At 37.2% G+C, this 17545-nt stretch carries 15 protein-coding genes; 1 reads left to right on the top strand and 14 read right to left on the bottom strand.

Annotation, left to right across the window (positions count from 1 at the left end; all coding sequences use genetic code 11):
- Positions 1–324 precede the first annotated feature (324 nt).
- From BW721_RS02160 to sufC, 9 genes are all read right to left on the bottom strand, one after another.
- Positions 325–3009 (bottom strand): AAA domain-containing protein, encoded by a 2685-nt coding sequence (locus BW721_RS02160; RefSeq protein ID WP_076765706.1) that lies wholly within the window; start codon positions 3007–3009, stop codon positions 325–327.
- A gap of 224 nt (positions 3010–3233) precedes the next feature.
- Positions 3234–3989 (bottom strand): nucleotidyltransferase domain-containing protein, encoded by a 756-nt coding sequence (locus BW721_RS02155; protein WP_076765704.1) that lies wholly within the window; start codon positions 3987–3989, stop codon positions 3234–3236.
- Positions 3990–4535: 546 nt separating this feature from the next.
- Positions 4536–5072 carry a HEPN domain-containing protein gene (locus tag BW721_RS02150; RefSeq protein WP_076765701.1) on the bottom strand — a complete coding sequence of 179 codons (537 nt, stop codon included), beginning with the start codon at positions 5070–5072 and terminating at the stop codon, positions 4536–4538.
- A gap of 6 nt (positions 5073–5078) precedes the next feature.
- A complete protein-coding gene (locus BW721_RS02145; RefSeq protein WP_083686895.1) occupies positions 5079–6176 on the bottom strand; it encodes a DUF262 domain-containing protein in 1098 nt (365 codons plus the stop codon).
- Between the two features lie 759 nt (positions 6177–6935).
- Entirely contained in the window at positions 6936–8330 is a 1395-nt protein-coding gene (gene sufB, locus BW721_RS02140; RefSeq protein WP_076765697.1) for a Fe-S cluster assembly protein SufB, read from the bottom strand.
- Positions 8331–8350: 20 nt separating this feature from the next.
- Entirely contained in the window at positions 8351–8782 is a 432-nt protein-coding gene (gene sufU / locus BW721_RS02135; protein WP_076765695.1) for a Fe-S cluster assembly sulfur transfer protein SufU, read from the bottom strand.
- On the bottom strand, positions 8769–10004 hold the full coding sequence (locus BW721_RS02130; protein ID WP_076765693.1) for a cysteine desulfurase: 1236 nt from the start codon (positions 10002–10004) through the stop codon (positions 8769–8771). The genes sufU and BW721_RS02130 overlap by 14 nt, the downstream gene beginning before the upstream one ends.
- Before the next feature lie 23 nt (positions 10005–10027).
- Positions 10028–11308 (bottom strand): Fe-S cluster assembly protein SufD, encoded by a 1281-nt coding sequence (gene sufD / locus BW721_RS02125; protein ID WP_076765691.1) that lies wholly within the window; start codon positions 11306–11308, stop codon positions 10028–10030.
- 12 nt (positions 11309–11320) lie between these two features.
- Positions 11321–12103 (bottom strand): Fe-S cluster assembly ATPase SufC, encoded by a 783-nt coding sequence (gene sufC / locus BW721_RS02120; RefSeq protein WP_076765690.1) that lies wholly within the window; start codon positions 12101–12103, stop codon positions 11321–11323.
- Positions 12104–12340: 237 nt separating this feature from the next.
- Here sufC and BW721_RS02115 point away from each other — a divergent pair, with 237 nt between their 5' ends.
- Positions 12341–13060, top strand: coding sequence for a gamma-glutamyl-gamma-aminobutyrate hydrolase family protein (locus BW721_RS02115; RefSeq protein WP_076765688.1), 720 nt, complete (start codon positions 12341–12343; stop codon positions 13058–13060).
- A 51-nt stretch (positions 13061–13111) separates the two neighbouring features.
- Here the strand turns inward: BW721_RS02115 and BW721_RS02110 are convergent, their stop codons facing one another.
- The 5 genes from BW721_RS02110 to BW721_RS02090 all read right to left on the bottom strand — a co-directional run bounded on the left by BW721_RS02110 (position 13112) and on the right by BW721_RS02090 (position 17308).
- The gene (locus tag BW721_RS02110; protein WP_076765686.1) at positions 13112–13465 is read right to left on the bottom strand and encodes a glycine cleavage system protein H; all 354 of its coding nucleotides are present in this window, start codon (positions 13463–13465) and stop codon (positions 13112–13114) included.
- Positions 13466–13476: 11 nt separating this feature from the next.
- Positions 13477–13830, bottom strand: a complete 354-nt coding sequence (locus tag BW721_RS02105) for a Spx/MgsR family RNA polymerase-binding regulatory protein (RefSeq protein WP_076765684.1) — start codon at positions 13828–13830, stop codon at positions 13477–13479.
- Between the two features lie 17 nt (positions 13831–13847).
- A complete protein-coding gene (locus BW721_RS02100; protein ID WP_076765682.1) occupies positions 13848–15047 on the bottom strand; it encodes an FtsW/RodA/SpoVE family cell cycle protein in 1200 nt (399 codons plus the stop codon).
- Positions 15048–15149: 102 nt separating this feature from the next.
- On the bottom strand, positions 15150–16169 hold the full coding sequence (locus BW721_RS02095; RefSeq protein ID WP_076765680.1) for a YihY/virulence factor BrkB family protein: 1020 nt from the start codon (positions 16167–16169) through the stop codon (positions 15150–15152).
- A gap of 98 nt (positions 16170–16267) precedes the next feature.
- The gene (locus tag BW721_RS02090) at positions 16268–17308 is read right to left on the bottom strand and encodes a branched-chain amino acid aminotransferase (protein WP_076765678.1); all 1041 of its coding nucleotides are present in this window, start codon (positions 17306–17308) and stop codon (positions 16268–16270) included.
- Positions 17309–17545 lie beyond the last annotated feature (237 nt).

The following is a 17545-nucleotide window of genomic DNA, read 5'->3' as shown; positions in this document are numbered from 1 at the left end:
CCTTTTATCTTGATACATTAAGTGTATAGGAGTTGTCGGGATTTTGCAACGCAGTTTGTGAAGGTTAGAACTTTTTGGTTTGGTTGCGCTGTTTGAGAGGTTCGAGGTTAAAAATCGGAGTGAAGCTCTTTATTTTGGAAAAATTAAGAGGTTCAGGCGTGGAAAGTCGCTTGAACCTCTATTTTTTTGATAAATCCAGAGGTTCGGGAGTGAAAAGACGTTTGAACCTCTTTATTCTTGATAAATCCAGAGGTTCGAGAGCAAAAAGTCACTTGAAGCTCTGAATAAAGAAGCAAAGGTAAAAAAACTCCAAAATTAACTTCCTTAATTCTCATTGACATGACTCTTAATAATGCACTCGTTTAAAAATGATAATGTTTTTTTCTCAATATTACCCTCAACTGTCTTAAGTCTAAGCAAAGGAATGTCTGTTTTCTGCAAAATAGCATTTTTTAGTACATCTCGCTCTTGCTGCACCCTATTTTCATGACTACTACCATCAATTTCAATGACACCCATTGGATTCTTCCCGACCTTATAATAAATGACAAAATCACAACTTGCTTTTTGTTTCATAAATTCTAATTCTCTTTCATTAAATAAATTATTCTTAACTGAGACAATCTGAATTAAATCAATCTGCATATGAAATTTTAAAGACATAAATTCTTCTTTCTTTAAAATGTCCTTTAATACGGCAGCCATAATCCGCTCAGATTTAAAATATGAATCTTTTAAATTCAATCTATCATTTAATTTTTCTAGAGAACGATCGTACTCATTATACAATAAATCAAAAGCTGAAATTACAGGACTATCATGAACATGGTCATCAGGAGCATAGTATTTAATATACCTAACTAAAGCCGCTAAGCTTCGATTGTTCCTTGTAAATACATCATCGCCAGTTACTAAAGTGAACTTATTAATCGCTCTTGAAACGGCTACATTAACTAGATGGGGATCATCTACAAAATTAATAGAGTTTTGATTATTTTCTTTCTTATCCAATACTGTTGAAAAAATAATCTCTTTGCATTCTCTTCCTTGAAATTTATGAATAGTCGCTCTAGCATACTTTTCTGGTAAATAAGCTCCTGCCAAGTTGACTTGATTATTATAGGGTGCAATAAAACCAATATCTATTTCATCAGACCCACCAACTTCAATTAGAGACTCGATTTCCCTCAAATTAGTTCGTTTTCGGGCATGATTTCCTTTAGATGTGGTAATAAGCTGAATCGAAGATTCTCCTTCATCTATAGTCATCGGTATTAGTTTATTATTATAAAATTGCTGATTACAAAACTGGATGATTTTGGGATGACAACGGTAATGTTCTTTCAATAAGGTTATTGGAACTTGATCATTAAATAACTTAACAAATGAATCTAACAAACTATACTTTGTACAATCATAATATTTAGAAGGAACCGCAATGTCTGTTTTTTCTGGTATATGTGGAAGTTGCTTACGATCACCCACAACAATAATATTTTTTGCACATCCCAAACTTAAAATACCTGGAACAATGTCTTGTTGAGATGCTTCATCAATAATGACATAGTCCAATACAGCTCCATCCGCTATTGAATTAATAATCGAATGTGTGCTACTACCAATTACAGGAAATCGCTTGATAAAATTAGAGAAATCCTTTTTGTAATTATCGCTGGTAAAACTCGAATTCAATGGAATTGTCTTGGATAATTCTTGATTAAGATATTGCATTGATTTGTCAGTTAAGTCTTCTAATAATTGTTTGAAGTTATCTTTCTTCAAATCATTCTTATACTTTTCTAATTGCTGCTCTTTTTGTTGTAGCTTTATTTCATAATAATAACACTGTAAAGAATACATAAAATTTATTCGTTCAGTATAAATATCTAAAAACTTAGTTCTAAATATTCGAAAATCTAATAACAAACGAACCCTCTCTTTGAAAGAAAGTTTTTTTGGAGAAAGGAAGTTCATATAGGCAAGTAAATCAGAAGTTTTCTCTGGACTCAATTTGTATCTGCCAACATTCATTAAACTTCCACGTTCATTTTCCTCATACCATTCTTCTAGGTGTTTTTTCTCAATAGATAGCTCACTGATTTCTGCTATCAATTGTGCCACTATATTTTGTGTAGTTAGGCCTGTTCTCACCTTTACCAAAATCTCGTCAATTTCCTCTATACTAATAGCTTCAGAATCCGAATTATAAAGTGGCACTTCCTTCAATGCTGAAAAGAATTCTGTTTTATTATTTGAACTCCCTAGTTTGGCAACAAGGTAATCTAATTCTTTTTTTTTCATCTTTTCATATACATTTTCAACTGCTGGATTGTTATTTGATACAATCGCCACTGTTTTTTTATTCACTAAAATATTTGCAATGATGTTCAAAATAGTTTGTGTTTTTCCAGTACCAGGAGGGCCTTCAATAATGCTAATTTGGGAAGAAAAAGCATTTTCAACTGCTTCCAATTGACTCTCATTTAAACCAAACGGAAAAATATAATGCTCCAAAGAATCTCTAATTTCGTTCTTACCATAACAATAAGCATGTAGAGCAGTTCCTTTATAAGGAATAACTTTATTCAATTGTCTCTCTATATTTTCGGCCATAGGTTTATTCTTTGGACTAGCCTGATTAACACGCTCTTTCACAATTTTAGTAAAATAAGAAAATATATTTTCGTTTTTCAAGCTAGAATTCTCAATAATATTTACGTTCTCCGACTTCATAACATACTTTTTTGGATCATTTGGATAGTTTACAACAAGATATTTATCACCATATTCAGTCGCTTTATCTATTTGATGATAGATGTTTTCTTCGCTAGATAAAAGTCCTGCCTCTATTTCATTTTGCGGTGTAATCTTACATAAGTCTAACGGTTGTGTAAATGATTTACCTGAGGGGAAATCTACGGTCACCATCAATTGGTTTCCTTTACTCGAGAGTCTCCAGTCTGTTATTTGATTCGTTTTATCCTGTTCATTCATGTATATTGAAAACATTCGATACCGCCTCAATTATAATTTATATAAAATAAATTATATCAAACAAAAATAATAATAGATGATAAAAGAATATTTTATTTGGTTAATTTTATAATTTTTCTACGCTTAGGACATCTATACGAAAAAAAATATAAAGTAATTACCTGTTTTGTTTGCTAGCATTCTTAATCGTTTTTTATTTGCCATATTACTAAATTCTCTACTATGGTGAATTATAAAAACTACTCACCTAATAGTTTCAAGAAAAACTCATTCAGCGGCTCCCAATTGATATCATTTTTATCTAGTAAACTTTGAGCCTTCTCTTCTAGATTATCAATATTCTCTTCGATATATTGATTTAAGACATCTATTCTATCCACTAAATCTAGCTCGTTAATTGATTTCTTCTTTTCTAAAAGGTCATATACAATAGGCTTTAGATCAGAGCTTAATTGATCTTCAATTAATTTTTCAAACTCCATAGGTGGATTGTTATTATGTTCTAGAACCCAGTTAGCAGCTAAAATTGGTCTTAATACGTAAAAATATTTTTTAGCCTTTACTTTATCGTTCTTCAAATATTCACGATAGTTAGTTCTCGCCATATTCCAATAATGATAAAGTAGCTTCTTATCAGAAAAGTAAGATGTTAATAGCTTTCTTAACTCATCAGCCTCAGACGTTTCATAATAAACGATTGGGGATGAGCACCACTCAAATAATGTAGGATTCGATTTATACAGTAATCTCAAAGCCTTTTGAATATCCCACCCGTTAATGGCTAATGTTTCATCAAGTTGCCACTCTATAACATCTCTTAGACCTTCCAATTTCAAATAATCATCTTTTTCTCGTAGATAGATGAATCTCACGTCATAGTCACTATCTTTTGACTCAAAGCCCCATGCTCTGCTACCCGACTCAACCGCTAGGATAACTTTAACCTTTTCTCTTTCTTCAACTTCTTTAATTTTCTGTTTAATTATTTTATTCATAATTCCACCTTCTATTCTCTGAGATGATTAAAAAGATAAAATACTATCTACTCTCCAATTTTCACTCTATCCACTCTTTTTTATAATGTTTTCTAAGTAAGTTAGCTATTTTTCATTTTTTGGAGTTAATATTCCTTATATTCATTGTTTCAATCTCATGTTACCAAAAAAGCAGAAGAAGAAGTAGCGGATAAATTTGCGAATTACATCAATTTTTAGCACCTCATACAGGGGTAATTCAAATGGTAATTCATTTTAGAATTTTATTGCTATAAAAAAATCGGAAACGTTGTAATATCAACGTTCCCGACCTGTATATAATAGTTTACCCCACAGACCCTTCCATACGATTTATGGTATTTCAGTAGGTTTATTTAACTTCATTTAGCTTGGTACAATCAGCTTTATAGCAAGTTCGTAATCAAGTAGATTCATATAGGTATACAGATATACACAGACCTTTGCACAGACAAATTAAATCCACCACGCCGGTAGAATTATAGTTTACTTTGTCGATAGTTTTATATGCATTTTTAAAACCTGATATCAATAAATTACCTCAGTATCATTCAATACACAATCAAGAATTCTTAAAATATAAATACCTGATTCTAGATTTTTTATTATTGTATCTATTTTAAAGTTAGATAAATTAACACCATGCGCAAAATCATTTCTAGACTGAACTAAATTATTTAAATTAGATTTATGCCCATCAGTAGAACTAATCTCAGTAATATGTTTGCTAAATTTCTCAGACCATTGACCGTCCAAACCTTGGAGTGTCTTTAAAATATTTCCGGTATTCGGATTAGATGACGATTCTAACACATTATTCTTTAGATACTTATTTAATTGATGTTTCTGATCTACTTGTAGAAAATCAAAAACCAATTGCTTGTAACATCTCTCCAAGCAACCGCTAGATCTAATCACTGCGTAATTAACTAGATAAGGAACTGATGAGCCTAACTTATTTTTATCAATAATATTTTTGATTGCAGTTAATTCTGATAAAGCTTCTTGTAAATTACTTTCCACATCTAAATTATACATCTCTTCTTCTTTTATATTTTTTCCCATAACAAACTAACCACCATAAACGTCATTGTAGATATAGTCTATCCTACCAATGATATTTTCAATATTAGTCGTTCGATTTGAAATCATACCAACAAACTCTTCATTCTCGAAAAGATTGTTGTATCTTTCTATTATTTCTTTTTGAATGGGAAATGATAAATTATTTTCGAGAGCCTTGACAGTTGCCACTGAAACAGCATCAAACAGTACTGGATTTACTTTACTTTTTCTATTATTATTACTAGGTTTTCGAAATGCTTTGTCCCCAAATAACTCAAATACTTTCTCTAACGTTCTTTCAAAAGTAAATTGTAGCTTTTCTTTCTCTTTCCCGTCCATTGTTTTTTTACTAAACATAACATCATTCATGTAATTAGTTAAATTTATCGAATGTGTTTCAGGAAGGTGATTATACAAATAATTCATAGAAAAAAACCTTAATACCAGTTCTATATCTAGCATTCTAGAATCGAATTTATCACTTTGTAAGAGATTTCTCCAGGTAGGTAGCTCATTAAGCTCTATCAATAATTGATTCATATCTCCTTGATAAATACAATTTCTAATTTCTTGTGATTTCAACGTTTTTCCACCTGTGTTAATTCTTTCAAAAATTTGATACATTCCACTGTTATCATCCGGTTCACGTTGTTCAAATATGATTGCGTGTATCGTAGTTGCTCGTATTCTTGTTTTTTCAGCGATAGTCAGTTCCGCAAATGTTTTATTCCTCCATCGTTTGTTAATAGCTTCCGTATTTGATAGCTTGAATGATTGATCATTTCCACTAAAAATGCCACGAACAAAATCGTTAACTGTCATTATTCTCTGATAACCATCAATAATTAATTTTTGTTCATTTTCCATCTTAGCAAAAAAAATACTAGGCACTGGTAATCCTAATAAAATAGAGTCAATAAATCTACTAGCCTCAAGTTTTGTCCAAACATAATTCCTTTGCAGCTCTGGTTTTACTAGCTCATCCTCTTCATACATCATCAATATTTCTCGAAAAGATAAGTCTGCTCCCCAGGAACTAATATTAAAAAGCTGGTCATTTGACACTCTTTCATCTTCTTTACTATCTTCTACCAAATTAAACACTTTACTCAATATAGCTACACCTCTTCCCTTTTAATTCTCAGTATACCAAATAAAAATACTAATGAGAGCATTTTTGTTATATAAATACATCTGATTTCTAAAATGAAAAATACTCCCACACTTTCTCGTTACCACGTCCTGCTAAGTAAACCAGTCAGCCTAATTTCAGCTGCCTCCCTTTTGAAACATTCACCCTACTTTATTTCAATTTTGAAAAAAAGATACTTCTGCTCAAAATTGAGCCAAACTTCAAATAGGCATTACTATTAAAGAAAACGCCGATTCTACTGATTGATAAGACGTATCCTTCCCTGGTCTGACCAAGAACGGAGTACCTCGGCTGAAAACTCAGCCCAGCTAATTCATTCAGCGAATTTTCGGCTCTACTCTTATTGTTCTGTATTTAGCTGGTAGCAATTCGCTAGGTCACCTAATAGCTCAGCGCAAATCTACGCTCACCTCATTCGTTTCATTATTAGGGTGGCTGATTTTTCGGCCACCCCCTTTATTATGCTCACCACACTTTTGTGGTCACCTAGAAACCAACCAATCCAAAATTGGCTTGGTCAGATGTGAAGGTCACTCTAGAAATTTACTCTCATGTGATGCCTGAAGAAAAAGAAAAGACGGCTGCAAAGTTTGCTAATTTTGTTGGTTTTTAACCAATGCACAGACAAAAGCACAGACCTTTCAAAATAAAGGCAATAAAAAAAAGCTAGAAACCCTATTGTATAAAGGTTTCTAGCTTATGATTAGGTGTTACCCCACTGACCCTTCCATTTCATATGCAATCAGTCTGTTCAACTCAACTGCATATTCCATTGGAAGTTCTTTGGTGAATGGTTCTACGAATCCCATGACAATCATTTCTGTTGCTTCTTGTTCGCTTAGTCCGCGACTCATCAAGTAGTATAATTGTTCTTCTGAGATTTTTGATACTTTGGCTTCGTGCTCGAGTGCGACGTTGCCGTTGTGGATCTCGTTATATGGGATGGTATCTGATGATGATAAGTCATCCATAATAATGGTATCACATTCGATATGTGAGATAGATCCTTCTGATTTTTTACCGAAGCGAACTTGACCACGGTAGTTTACTGCGCCACCATCTTTGGCAATTGATTTTGAAACAATTGAGCTCGATGTTTGTGGTGCGTTATGGATCATTTTTGCGCCTGTATCTTGGACTTGTCCTTCTCCTGCAAAGGCAACAGATAACATCGTTCCACGAGCGCCACGTCCGTTTAGGTAAACACTTGGGTATTTCATAGTCGTATGGGCACCTAAGTTACCATCGATCCATTCCATTGTTGCGTTCTCATAAGCGTGAGCACGTTTGGTTACCAAGTTATAAACATTATTCGACCAGTTTTGAATGGTTGTATAACGGCAGTAAGCGTCTTTCTTAACCACAATCTCAACGATAGCCGCATGTAAGCTGCTCTCTGAGTATGTTGGTGCAGTACAGCCTTCTACGTAGTGAATGCTTGCGCCTTCGTCAACAACGATTAAGGTACGTTCAAACTGTCCTGATCCTTCGTTGTTCATACGGAAGTAAGTTTGAAGTGGTACTTCACACTTCACGTTTTTAGGCACATAGATAAAGGTTCCACCTGACCAAACGGCTGAGTTTAGGGCTGCTTCAAAGTTATCCGTTGGTGGGACAACTGTTCCGAAGTGCTCTTTAAAGATTTCAGGATAGTCTTTTAAGGCTGTATCTGTATCCGTAAAGACAATGCCTAATTTTTCAAATTCTTCCTTCATGCTGTGGTAAACGGCTTCTGATTCATATTGAACCGTCGTTCCCGCTAGGTAAGCACGTTCTGCTTCTGGAATTCCGATCCGTTCAAAGGTATCTTTAATTTTTTGTGGCACATCATCCCATGTGCGTGCCACACGGTCTGTTGCGGTTTGGTAATAAGTAATATCGTCAAAATCAAGGCCTGACAAGTCTGGTCCCCAATCTGGCAATCCTTTTTTACGGTAAACGTCTAATGCTTTTAGACGGTAGTCTAGCATCCATTGTGGCTCATTTTTTTTCTTAGAGATTTCATGAACGATCTCTTCAGACAAGCCTTTTCCGGTTGTGTAGATTATCTCGGCATCATCGGAGAAACCAAATTTATAATCGTCCACTACAGGTACTTCACTCATTATTTATTCCTCCTTTATGATCACTGGTTGTTTAGTAGTTGTTCTAATGCTTTCCATGAGAGTGTGGCGCATTTGATTCGCGCTGGGAATTTAGAAACGCCGCCTAACACTTCAGCGTCGCCTAAGTGGTGGTGTTCTGTTTCGAGTTTCCCTTGAACCAATAGCAAGAACTCTTCAATCATCGTTTGTGCTTCTGGGATGGTTTTTCCTTTTATCTGCTCAGTCATCATACTGCCGCTAGCAGTGGAAATCGAACAACCGTGTCCTGAAAACTTCACATTTTCAATTCGGTCGCCGTCCATTTGCAAATGAAGTTGAACGACATCCCCACAGGTTGGGTTATTCAATTCAATCATTCCCGTTGCTTGTTCCAATTCGCCAAAATTGCGCGGATGGGATGAGTGGTCGAGAATGACATGACGGTATAAGTTTTCTAGTCTAGATAAAGCCATTAGTGAAAAACTCCTTTATGGTCTTGAGCGACACAACGAATTGGTCCACATCTTCTAAAGTATTATAAAAATAAAAACTGGCACGGGCAGTTGCCGGCGTGTCTAAGTGTCTCATTAGTGGTTGGGCACAATGGTGTCCGGCACGAATGGCAATGCCTTCCATATCAAAGGCGGTTGCTAAATCGTGAGGATGAACGCCATCTAAGTTAAAGGTAACAATCCCTGAGCGCTTGCGGTGGTCTTTTGGTCCATAAATCGTCAGCCCTTCAATATCCGCTAGTTGCGGCATTAAATGAGCTATTAGCGCTTGTTCATGGGCTTCAATCTGATCCATTCCAATCGCTTCAAGGTAATCAATGGCTGCTCCTATTCCAATCGCACCAGCAATATTAGGTGTCCCTGCTTCGAACTTCCAAGGAAGTTCTGTCCAGGTTGACTCTTGGTCATAGACGAAATCAATCATCTCGCCACCAAACTCGACTGGTTGCATTTGTTCGAGCAGCGTTTGTTTGCCATATAATACACCAATTCCCGTTGGCCCGCACATTTTATGCCCACTAAAAGCGAAAAAATCAGCTTCTAAAGCTTGAACGTCTACCTTTTTGTGTGGCACACTCTGCGCCCCATCAACGACAATATAGCCGCCGACTTGGTGAATGAGTTCAGCTAAATCGGGAATGTGGTGGGTTGACCCCATCACATTGGAGGCATGACAAATCGCCAAAATCTTTCCTTTTTCAGAAATGATGTCCTTAGCGGCTAGGAGGTCAACGACACCGTCTTCGGTAATCGGTAAATAAACCAGCTTGGCCTGTTTGCGTTTGGCTAATTGTTGCCAGGGCACCACATTAGAGTGGTGTTCCATTGGTGTTATATAAATCTCATCCCCTGCCGACACAACTAAATCGCCGAAGCCACTGGCCACCCAGTTTAATGCAGTGGTCGTTCCTCTTGTAAAAAGGACTTCTTTTGTAGAGGCTGCATTGATGAATGACCGTACCTTTTCACGGCTGGCTTCATAAGCTTGTGTCGCTCGTTCTGCCAGAGTATGAACGCCGCGGTGGACGTTGGCATTATCGTTTAGGTAATAGTCTCGTAATTGATCCAAGACAGCAGTCGGCTTTTGTGTAGTCGCTGCATTATCTAAATAGATCAATGGTTCATCATTGACAGTTTGAGACAAAATAGGAAAATCTTTTTTTATTGTATGAGAATCGAGCACTGCAATCAGTCCTTTTTTATCGCTTATCGGCTTGCGGTTAGTTTTTTGTCAATCACATCAACAAGTTCATCACGGATTTCTTTTAGTGGAATAGCTGCAATAACTGTTCCCAAGAATCCACGAATAACCAAACGTTCTGCTTCTTCTTCTTGAATCCCACGACTCAGTAAGTAGAACATTTCTTCTGGATCTACACGGCCAACGCTGGCAGCATGTCCTGCTGTTACTTCGTTTTCCTCAATTAATAGAATTGGGTTGGCATCACCACGAGCTTGTTCAGACAACATTAACACACGGCTTTCTTGCTGTGCATCTGCGCCTTTCGCTCCTTTGATGATATGGCCAATACCGTTAAAGGTTAAGGTTGAACGGTCTAAAATAACACCGTGTTGTAAAATATGACCGATTGAGTGGTTACCATAGTTGGTTACGCGTGTATCAATCCCTTGAATTTGACGACCAGTTGAGATGGCAACAGCTTTAATTTCACTGTGTGAGCCGTCTCCCATTAAGTCAGAATCAAAGTCACAAATCACGTTACCGTTATTCATAACGCCAATTGCCCATTCAATAGAAGAATCTTTCGCTAAATGGCCACGGCGATTAATGTAGGCTGACGTTTTTTCACCGAGGTGGTCAACAGCAGAGAACTTCACTTGTGCGCCTGTTTTCGTGATGACTTCAACAACGACATTAGCTGTGTTTGCTTCTGGGCCATCTGTTTGTAGTTTTTCAACATAAGTGACTGAACTATTAACATCAGCGACAATTAAAACGTGCTTAGCGAATGTCTCGTTGACATGGCTATTTTGAATAAAGAGTGATTCGAGTGGTTCAGAAATATGAACATTCTTCGGTACATATAAAAAGACACCACTGTTCATATAAGCTGCATGGTAAGCAGTTAAATTGTTTTCATCTGCTTTTACCGCTTGCGTCATAAAGTGTTTTTCAACTAGCTCAGGGTGCTCCTTCATAGCAGTAAAGATGTCCGTAAAAATAACACCTTGTTCAACTAATTCTTGTGGTAGTTGTTCAAATAAGGTTACTTTACCGTATTGAACAATCTTACCGTTATCACCTTGCGCATATTGGTGTTGCTGGCTATTAATTAATTCTTCACCATATTCAGTGTCAATCTTCTCGTCCATAAGTGGCCAACGATGGAAGTTTACCTTTTCAATTGTTGGGAATGGCAAGTTTTGAGCTTTTCCCGCCATATCGAGGCGTAATTGACTCATCCAAGTAGGCTCTTCTTGGAAAGCCGAGAAGGTTTGAAGATGGTTCAACTTTTCGTCTTTCATTCTCTCGTCCTCCTACTCTTCTTCTTCGATTGTAATATCTAGTCCTAGTTCGTCACGAATACCGCGGTAGCCTTCTGCTTCCAAACGTTTCGCTAAGTTTGCATCACCAGATTTTACAACGCGACCATCCATCATAATGTGAACGTAGGTTGGTTCGATATAGTTTAATAGACGTTGATAGTGAGTGATCATTAAGACACCAAAATCACTGCCATCTGATAACATCGCATTAATCCCTTTTGATACAACTTTTAGGGCATCGATATCAAGACCTGAGTCAATCTCATCTAAAAGCGCGAATTTAGGTTCAATCATCATTAATTGAAGAATCTCGTTACGTTTCTTCTCGCCACCTGAAAACCCTTCGTTCAAGTAACGCTCTGCCATTTCCTCTGGCATGCTTAATGTATCCATATGTTTATCTAATTTTTTAATGAAATCCATCACTGACATTTTATCGTCTTCTTCACGGCGAGCATTAATCGCTGCGCGCATGAATTCAGCATTAGTAATTCCTGTAATTTCGCTTGGGTATTGCATCGCAAGGAAAAGACCAGCACGTGCGCGTTCGTCCACTTCCATCTCTAATACGTTCTCACCATCTAGCAATACTTCCCCTTCTGTGATGGTATAACTTGGGTGTCCCATAATTGATTGAGCTAGGGTAGATTTCCCTGTACCGTTAGGCCCCATGATGGCATGGATTTCTCCTGTATTCATAACAAGGTTAACACCTTTTAAGATTTCTTTATCTTCGATTGAAACATGTAAGTTTTTTATTTCTAAAGTAGACATGAACGCTTTCCTCTCCTTCTTATCTTTACAGCAATTCTCATTTCTTTATCATTGCATTATAATCATTCTAAACTAACTGAGAATGATTCGCAATAACTTCTCGCAGAAGTCTTGTATAATAGGCTATTTTTGGTTCTTTATAATCATTCTTATTTACATCAGCCAACAGTCTTTTTTAAACTGTTGATTTGTGGCATAATAAAAAAGACTATTATTTAAAGGAGCTGCATGTTTAACATGAAAAAAATTATTGGAATTTCTGGCAATCAACTCTTACAGGTCACAACTGCCTTTGAAGGAAATTCCGTTTCCTATACACCTCATAATTTCGTTAGCGGCGTTCAAGCTGCTGGAGCTAGTCCGCTGATCCTACCAGTTGGAAGTGAAGAAGATGCTGAGCGTTATGTCAGTTTGATTGATGGCTTAATTTTAACGGGTGGTCATGATGTCAATCCTATGCATTACGGTGAAGCACCTCACTCAAAATTACAGGCTATTTTCCCTCAGCGTGATTTATTTGATCTCGCTTTATTAAAAGCAGCTATCAAAAAAGGCATCCCTGTTTTAGGAATTTGTCGCGGTATGCAAATCGTCAATGTTTATTACGGTGGCAGTTTATACCAAGACCTAGACAGTCAATACGAGCAAACGCTCATTCAGCACGTTCAACGCTCTTCCTTTAACATTCCGATTCATATGGTCAGTGTTGAAAAGGATAGCTACATCGCTGAGATAACGGGTGAATCATTGATGGTTAATTCCTTCCACCACCAAGCCCTTAAGGAAGTTGGAAAAGGATTAAGGGTTGTTGCCAATAGCCCAGATGGTATTATCGAAGCGGTTGAGGATATGGGTTCAAATGTGGTTGCCATTCAGTGGCATCCAGAAACCATGATCCCTCATGATGCTGTCAGCCAAGCTTTCTTCAATGATTTAGTCGCAAGAGCTGAAGGATAACTAAAAAGAGAGTCATCAGGATTTTAACTCATCCTGATGACTCTCTTTTGCTTATGATAAGCCTGATTCGTTCTTTAATTGTGAAAATGCTGATTCATCAACATCTACTAATTTAACAATCCACGTATCGCTACGATCTTGGCTGTTTAATTGTGAAGGATGATCAGACAAGTCTTCATTCACTTCCACAATCGTTGCGTCTAGAGGCAAGGTTAATTCTGTAACAGCTTTTGCTGCTTCCACACCAATTAAGGTATCGTCTTTTTTGATGTCGCCAGTTGATGGTAAGTCGATAAAGCTGACTTCACCTAGATCATCTTGGCCTTTTTCCGATAAACCAACAACAACCTGCCCGTCTACCTTTTCAAACCAAAAGCCGTCTAAACTATATTTTAATTCTGCCATTTCTGTTCCTCCTAGCCCCAAATTTCACTGAATTGGTCTTCTTTGAAACCAACTGTGACCTCTTTGCCATTTGTAACAAACGGCCGTCGGATTAGCATGCCATCATTAATAAGATAAGCGACAGCTTCTTCGGTTGTCAAGTCGTCCAGTTTATCCTTTAAGCCAAGTTCTTTATATAAGTTACCGCTCGTATTGAACAAACGACGTTTCGTGACCGTTTCGTTTTCTAATAATTGCGTTAATAGTTCTTTACTCGGTGTTTCTTCTTTAATGTTTTTCCAGTCATAAGCAATGTTGTTTACATCCAACCATTTCTCTGCTCGTTTACACGTCGTACATGTTGGATGTCCGTAATAGACTAACATACATATTCCTCCCTTTTCTACATACCGTAGTGTTCTGCTTCATCTGAGAACATATAAGATTTATAGTGGTACCTCATTGACATGACCAAACCAATTCCCATCATGTTTCCTAATAAGGATGATCCACCTTGCGATATAAACGGCAGTGGAATCCCTGTTAGCGGTAAGAGTCCGATTGTCATCCCAATATTTTCTAAAACGTGGAATAAAATCATCATAATTACACCTGTTGTCATATAGGCATAGAACTCATTTTGAGTGTCAAAACAAATGCGAACCATTTGATAAATGAGTAAAAAATAAACTAGAACGACGAAACAGCCGCCGATAAAGCCAAAGTTCTCACCAATGGTAGCGAAAATCATATCCGATTCGCGAACTGGCACGTAAACTTCTGATACACCAATTCCTTTACCAAGAAGTCTACCTGATCCAATGGCCTTCATACTTTGAGCCAATTGGAAAGCATCTCCCCTACTATCCGCAAATGGATCGAGCCACGAATCGATTCGGGCAAATTGGTAGTCCATAAAGCCTAGTTTGATAAGGAGTTGTCGGTCGTAGACAACTAAGAAAATCAGTAGCGCACCTACACCACCAATAATTAAGAAGACAGGCAGTAAAATTTTCCACGATACACCAGACATTAAGGTCATTCCGATAATAATGGCCATATAAACCAATACGGTTCCTAAGTCATTTTGGACCAAAACGAGGACAATCAGTGGCAGCGACCATGCGGCAATTTTAGCAAGCAAAAACCAGTCAGTTTTAACTGTTCGCCCTTCTGTTTCCATATTATGATTGGTAATCACTCGTCCTAACATCATAATGAGTGAAATTTTAACGACTTCTGAAGGCTGAAACGTAACAGGTCCAAAGGAGAACCAGCTCTTAGCCCCTTGACTAGCGGCCATCTCTCTATCGTAGAAAATGAGCACTAATATCAATAAGACAACTCCAAAAAAGTAAGCAATAGGAGCTAGTTTCCACAGTTGCTCGGAGTCAAAATTCATCATGATGATGGCAGCAATTGTTCCAATCGCATACCAGGCAATTTGCATAATAACCGGACGGATAGCTGGACTACTACTCATTAGGTACATGGTTGAATAGAGTGTCACGATACTAATAATAGCTAGCAACATGACCGCTAAGATGATGCCATAATCAATTTTGGACACATCTTGTTTTGAATTTTTTTGCTGATTTCTCATGAGTGATTCCTTTCTTTCTAAATACAACGTCATTAAGTTATTATATAGATAAAAATCAATAAAATAAAGGTAAGAATCTTTAAAGGACTCCTACCTTTTTTCTTAACGTTGCCAGTCAGAATAATCTTCTTGTCCGGGCAAGTCTTTCGTCTTTACTTTTAAACTTTCTTTGGTTAATCTTTTTCTTAAAATTTGTTTCGTTGCGAGATAGTCTTGCGCTTTATCAGAATAGACAACTGATAGATAGGTTTCACCTTCATCGATGATAATTTTATTTTCATGAGTATAGTCATAAATAATAACGTTCAAAATGCCGCCAACAATAAATACGCTACTAATTAAGTAGAGCCAAATCATCAAAACAATAAAGACACCTATCGCACCGTTCCCAATCGCTTGACCTCCTGCAAATCGGATGTATAAGGTAAATAGTTGGGAAACACCAAGGAAGCCTATCGTTGCTAAAACGGCACCGGGAATAGCAAATTTAAAGGACCACCTAACATTTGGCACAATAAAGTAAATAAAGGACATAATCACCACTAAGACGACTAGTGCAACAATCCAGCGGAAATATTCAAAAGTGGTGATGATGCCGACAAGGTCGACGGGTAATATATTTTGGACTAAGTTTAAAATTTCTCTACCGAAAACAAAGATAAAGGAGACCGCTCCAATTAAGAAAACAAACGAGACTGTAATCAGAAAGGAGAAGATTCGGGTCACAATAAAATTCTTACGTTCTTTAGCATTATACACTTGGTTGAGAACGCGTTGGAAAACGGTAAAGGCTTTGGATGCCGGCCAAATCGATACAAACACCCCTATTGAAACGACACCGCTACTCCCACCACTGAGATAGCCTTCTAGTATAGGTAATAAAACAGATCCCACTTCTGTCGGCACACCTATTTCTACATATTCAAGGACTTGCTCGGTTGGTATGGGCAATAGTGGAATGATATTTCCTAATGCAAGTAAAATAGGAAAGAGTGCCAAAAGAATATAGTAAGCTAATTCTGCGGCCTGTCTTCCCATTTCGGCACGCTTAAATTGGGTCATGGCGATGCCAAGTATTTTCCCAAAATCAAATTTTTGATTTTCCTTTGATAAAGCAGCCATGTCTCTCACAACCTTTTATTTTATTAGCTTCATCTTACCAAAGCCTGTGGCTGAGGTAAAATAAAACGGCTGATTCACTTGGAATCAGCCGTATATTTTTATTCAAATACGTTGTAAACCCAGCCTTCTGGTCCTTCAATATCACCAAATTGAATAGCTGTTAGTAGCTCATACAACTTCTGTGTAATCGGTCCAACTTCCGTTTCCGAATAAAACACATGGAAATCATCTTTGTTTTGAATGCCACCAATCGGGGAAATAACAGCAGCTGTTCCGCAAGCACCTGCCTCCTTAAATTCATTCAAACGATCGACATAAACATCGCGCTCTTCTACCTTCATGCCTAATAGATGTTCAGCAATATGAAGAAGTGAATATTTGGTGATACTTGGTAAGATCGACGGCGATTGCGGTGTCACAAACACATTATCATGCGTAATCGCAAAGAAGTTAGCTGAGCCAACTTCTTCAATTTTTGTATGCGTAGCTGGATCTAAATAAATACAATCACTAAATTCACGGTCATGAGCAAGTTTACCTGGCAGTAAACTTGCGGCATAGTTGCCACCTACCTTAGCTGCACCTGTACCATGCGGAGCAGCACGGTCATAGTCAGACACAATAAAGTTGGTTGGTGCTAAGCCACCTTTGAAATAAGGACCTACTGGCATTACAAAAACAGAGAAAATATATTCTGGTGCAGGTTTTACACCAATATTGTCCCCTACGCCAATTAAATAAGGTCTAATATACAAGGTACTACCTGATTCATAGGGTGGAACCCAAGCTTCATTCGCACGAACCACTTGTTTAACGGCGTCCACGAATTTATCGACCGGCACTGTTGGCATCATCAAACGTTCACAACTTTTAATCATGCGTTTGGCATTTTCATCTGGTCTGAAGAGTTGGATATCGCCCTCTTTTGTTCGGTAAGCTTTTAGGCCTTCAAAACACGATTGACCGTAATGTAGAGCCGTAGAGCCTTCACTAATCGTAATGGTATTATCTGTTACTAATTGGCCATCATCCCAGTGGCCGTCTTTCCAAGAAGAGATATAGCGATAGTCTGTCTTCATATAAGAAAAACCTAAGTTTTCCCAATCTAAGTCTACGGTTTTAAGATTTTCTGCTGTCATAGTTATTCCTCCAGTTTAACACTGATATTTTTGCTAAAAAGAAAAGATGGACTGCTGCTAAGAGCGGGCCCACCTTTCACAACGAGCCCTTACTCAACAAGAAGAGGACTCTTATTTTTGTTTATCACAAAATAGAATCCTAAGGCTCAATATTCACAAAAATGACAGCTTGGAGTACTAAGATGCTGTTTTTAAACATGTTTTTTCTAGTCATTGCCATTATACTATTTTGCATCT

Source organism: Jeotgalibaca sp. PTS2502, from assembly GCF_001975685.1.
Taxonomy (GTDB): Bacteria; Bacillota; Bacilli; order Lactobacillales; family Aerococcaceae; genus Jeotgalibaca; species Jeotgalibaca arthritidis.
This window is presented reverse-complemented; position numbering and strand designations above follow the sequence as displayed.

Excerpts from the sequence above, each read along its gene's own strand:
- BW721_RS02160 (WP_076765706.1), bottom strand. The coding sequence starts at position 3,009 with ATGTTTTCAATATACATGAATGAACAGGATAAAACGAATCAAATAACA.
- BW721_RS02155 (WP_076765704.1), bottom strand. The coding sequence starts at position 3,989 with ATGAATAAAATAATTAAACAGAAAATTAAAGAAGTTGAAGAAAGAGAA.
- BW721_RS02150 (WP_076765701.1), bottom strand. The coding sequence starts at position 5,072 with ATGGGAAAAAATATAAAAGAAGAAGAGATGTATAATTTAGATGTGGAA.
- sufB (WP_076765697.1), bottom strand. The coding sequence starts at position 8,330 with ATGAGTGAAGTACCTGTAGTGGACGATTATAAATTTGGTTTCTCCGAT.
- sufU (WP_076765695.1), bottom strand. The coding sequence starts at position 8,782 with ATGGCTTTATCTAGACTAGAAAACTTATACCGTCATGTCATTCTCGAC.
- sufD (WP_076765691.1), bottom strand. The coding sequence starts at position 11,308 with ATGAAAGACGAAAAGTTGAACCATCTTCAAACCTTCTCGGCTTTCCAA.
- sufC (WP_076765690.1), bottom strand. The coding sequence starts at position 12,103 with ATGTCTACTTTAGAAATAAAAAACTTACATGTTTCAATCGAAGATAAA.
- BW721_RS02115 (WP_076765688.1), top strand. The coding sequence starts at position 12,341 with ATGAAAAAAATTATTGGAATTTCTGGCAATCAACTCTTACAGGTCACA.
- BW721_RS02110 (WP_076765686.1), bottom strand. The coding sequence starts at position 13,465 with ATGGCAGAATTAAAATATAGTTTAGACGGCTTTTGGTTTGAAAAGGTA.
- BW721_RS02105 (WP_076765684.1), bottom strand. The coding sequence starts at position 13,830 with ATGTTAGTCTATTACGGACATCCAACATGTACGACGTGTAAACGAGCA.
- BW721_RS02100 (WP_076765682.1), bottom strand. The coding sequence starts at position 15,047 with ATGAGAAATCAGCAAAAAAATTCAAAACAAGATGTGTCCAAAATTGAT.
- BW721_RS02095 (WP_076765680.1), bottom strand. The coding sequence starts at position 16,169 with ATGGCTGCTTTATCAAAGGAAAATCAAAAATTTGATTTTGGGAAAATA.
- BW721_RS02090 (WP_076765678.1), bottom strand. The coding sequence starts at position 17,308 with ATGACAGCAGAAAATCTTAAAACCGTAGACTTAGATTGGGAAAACTTA.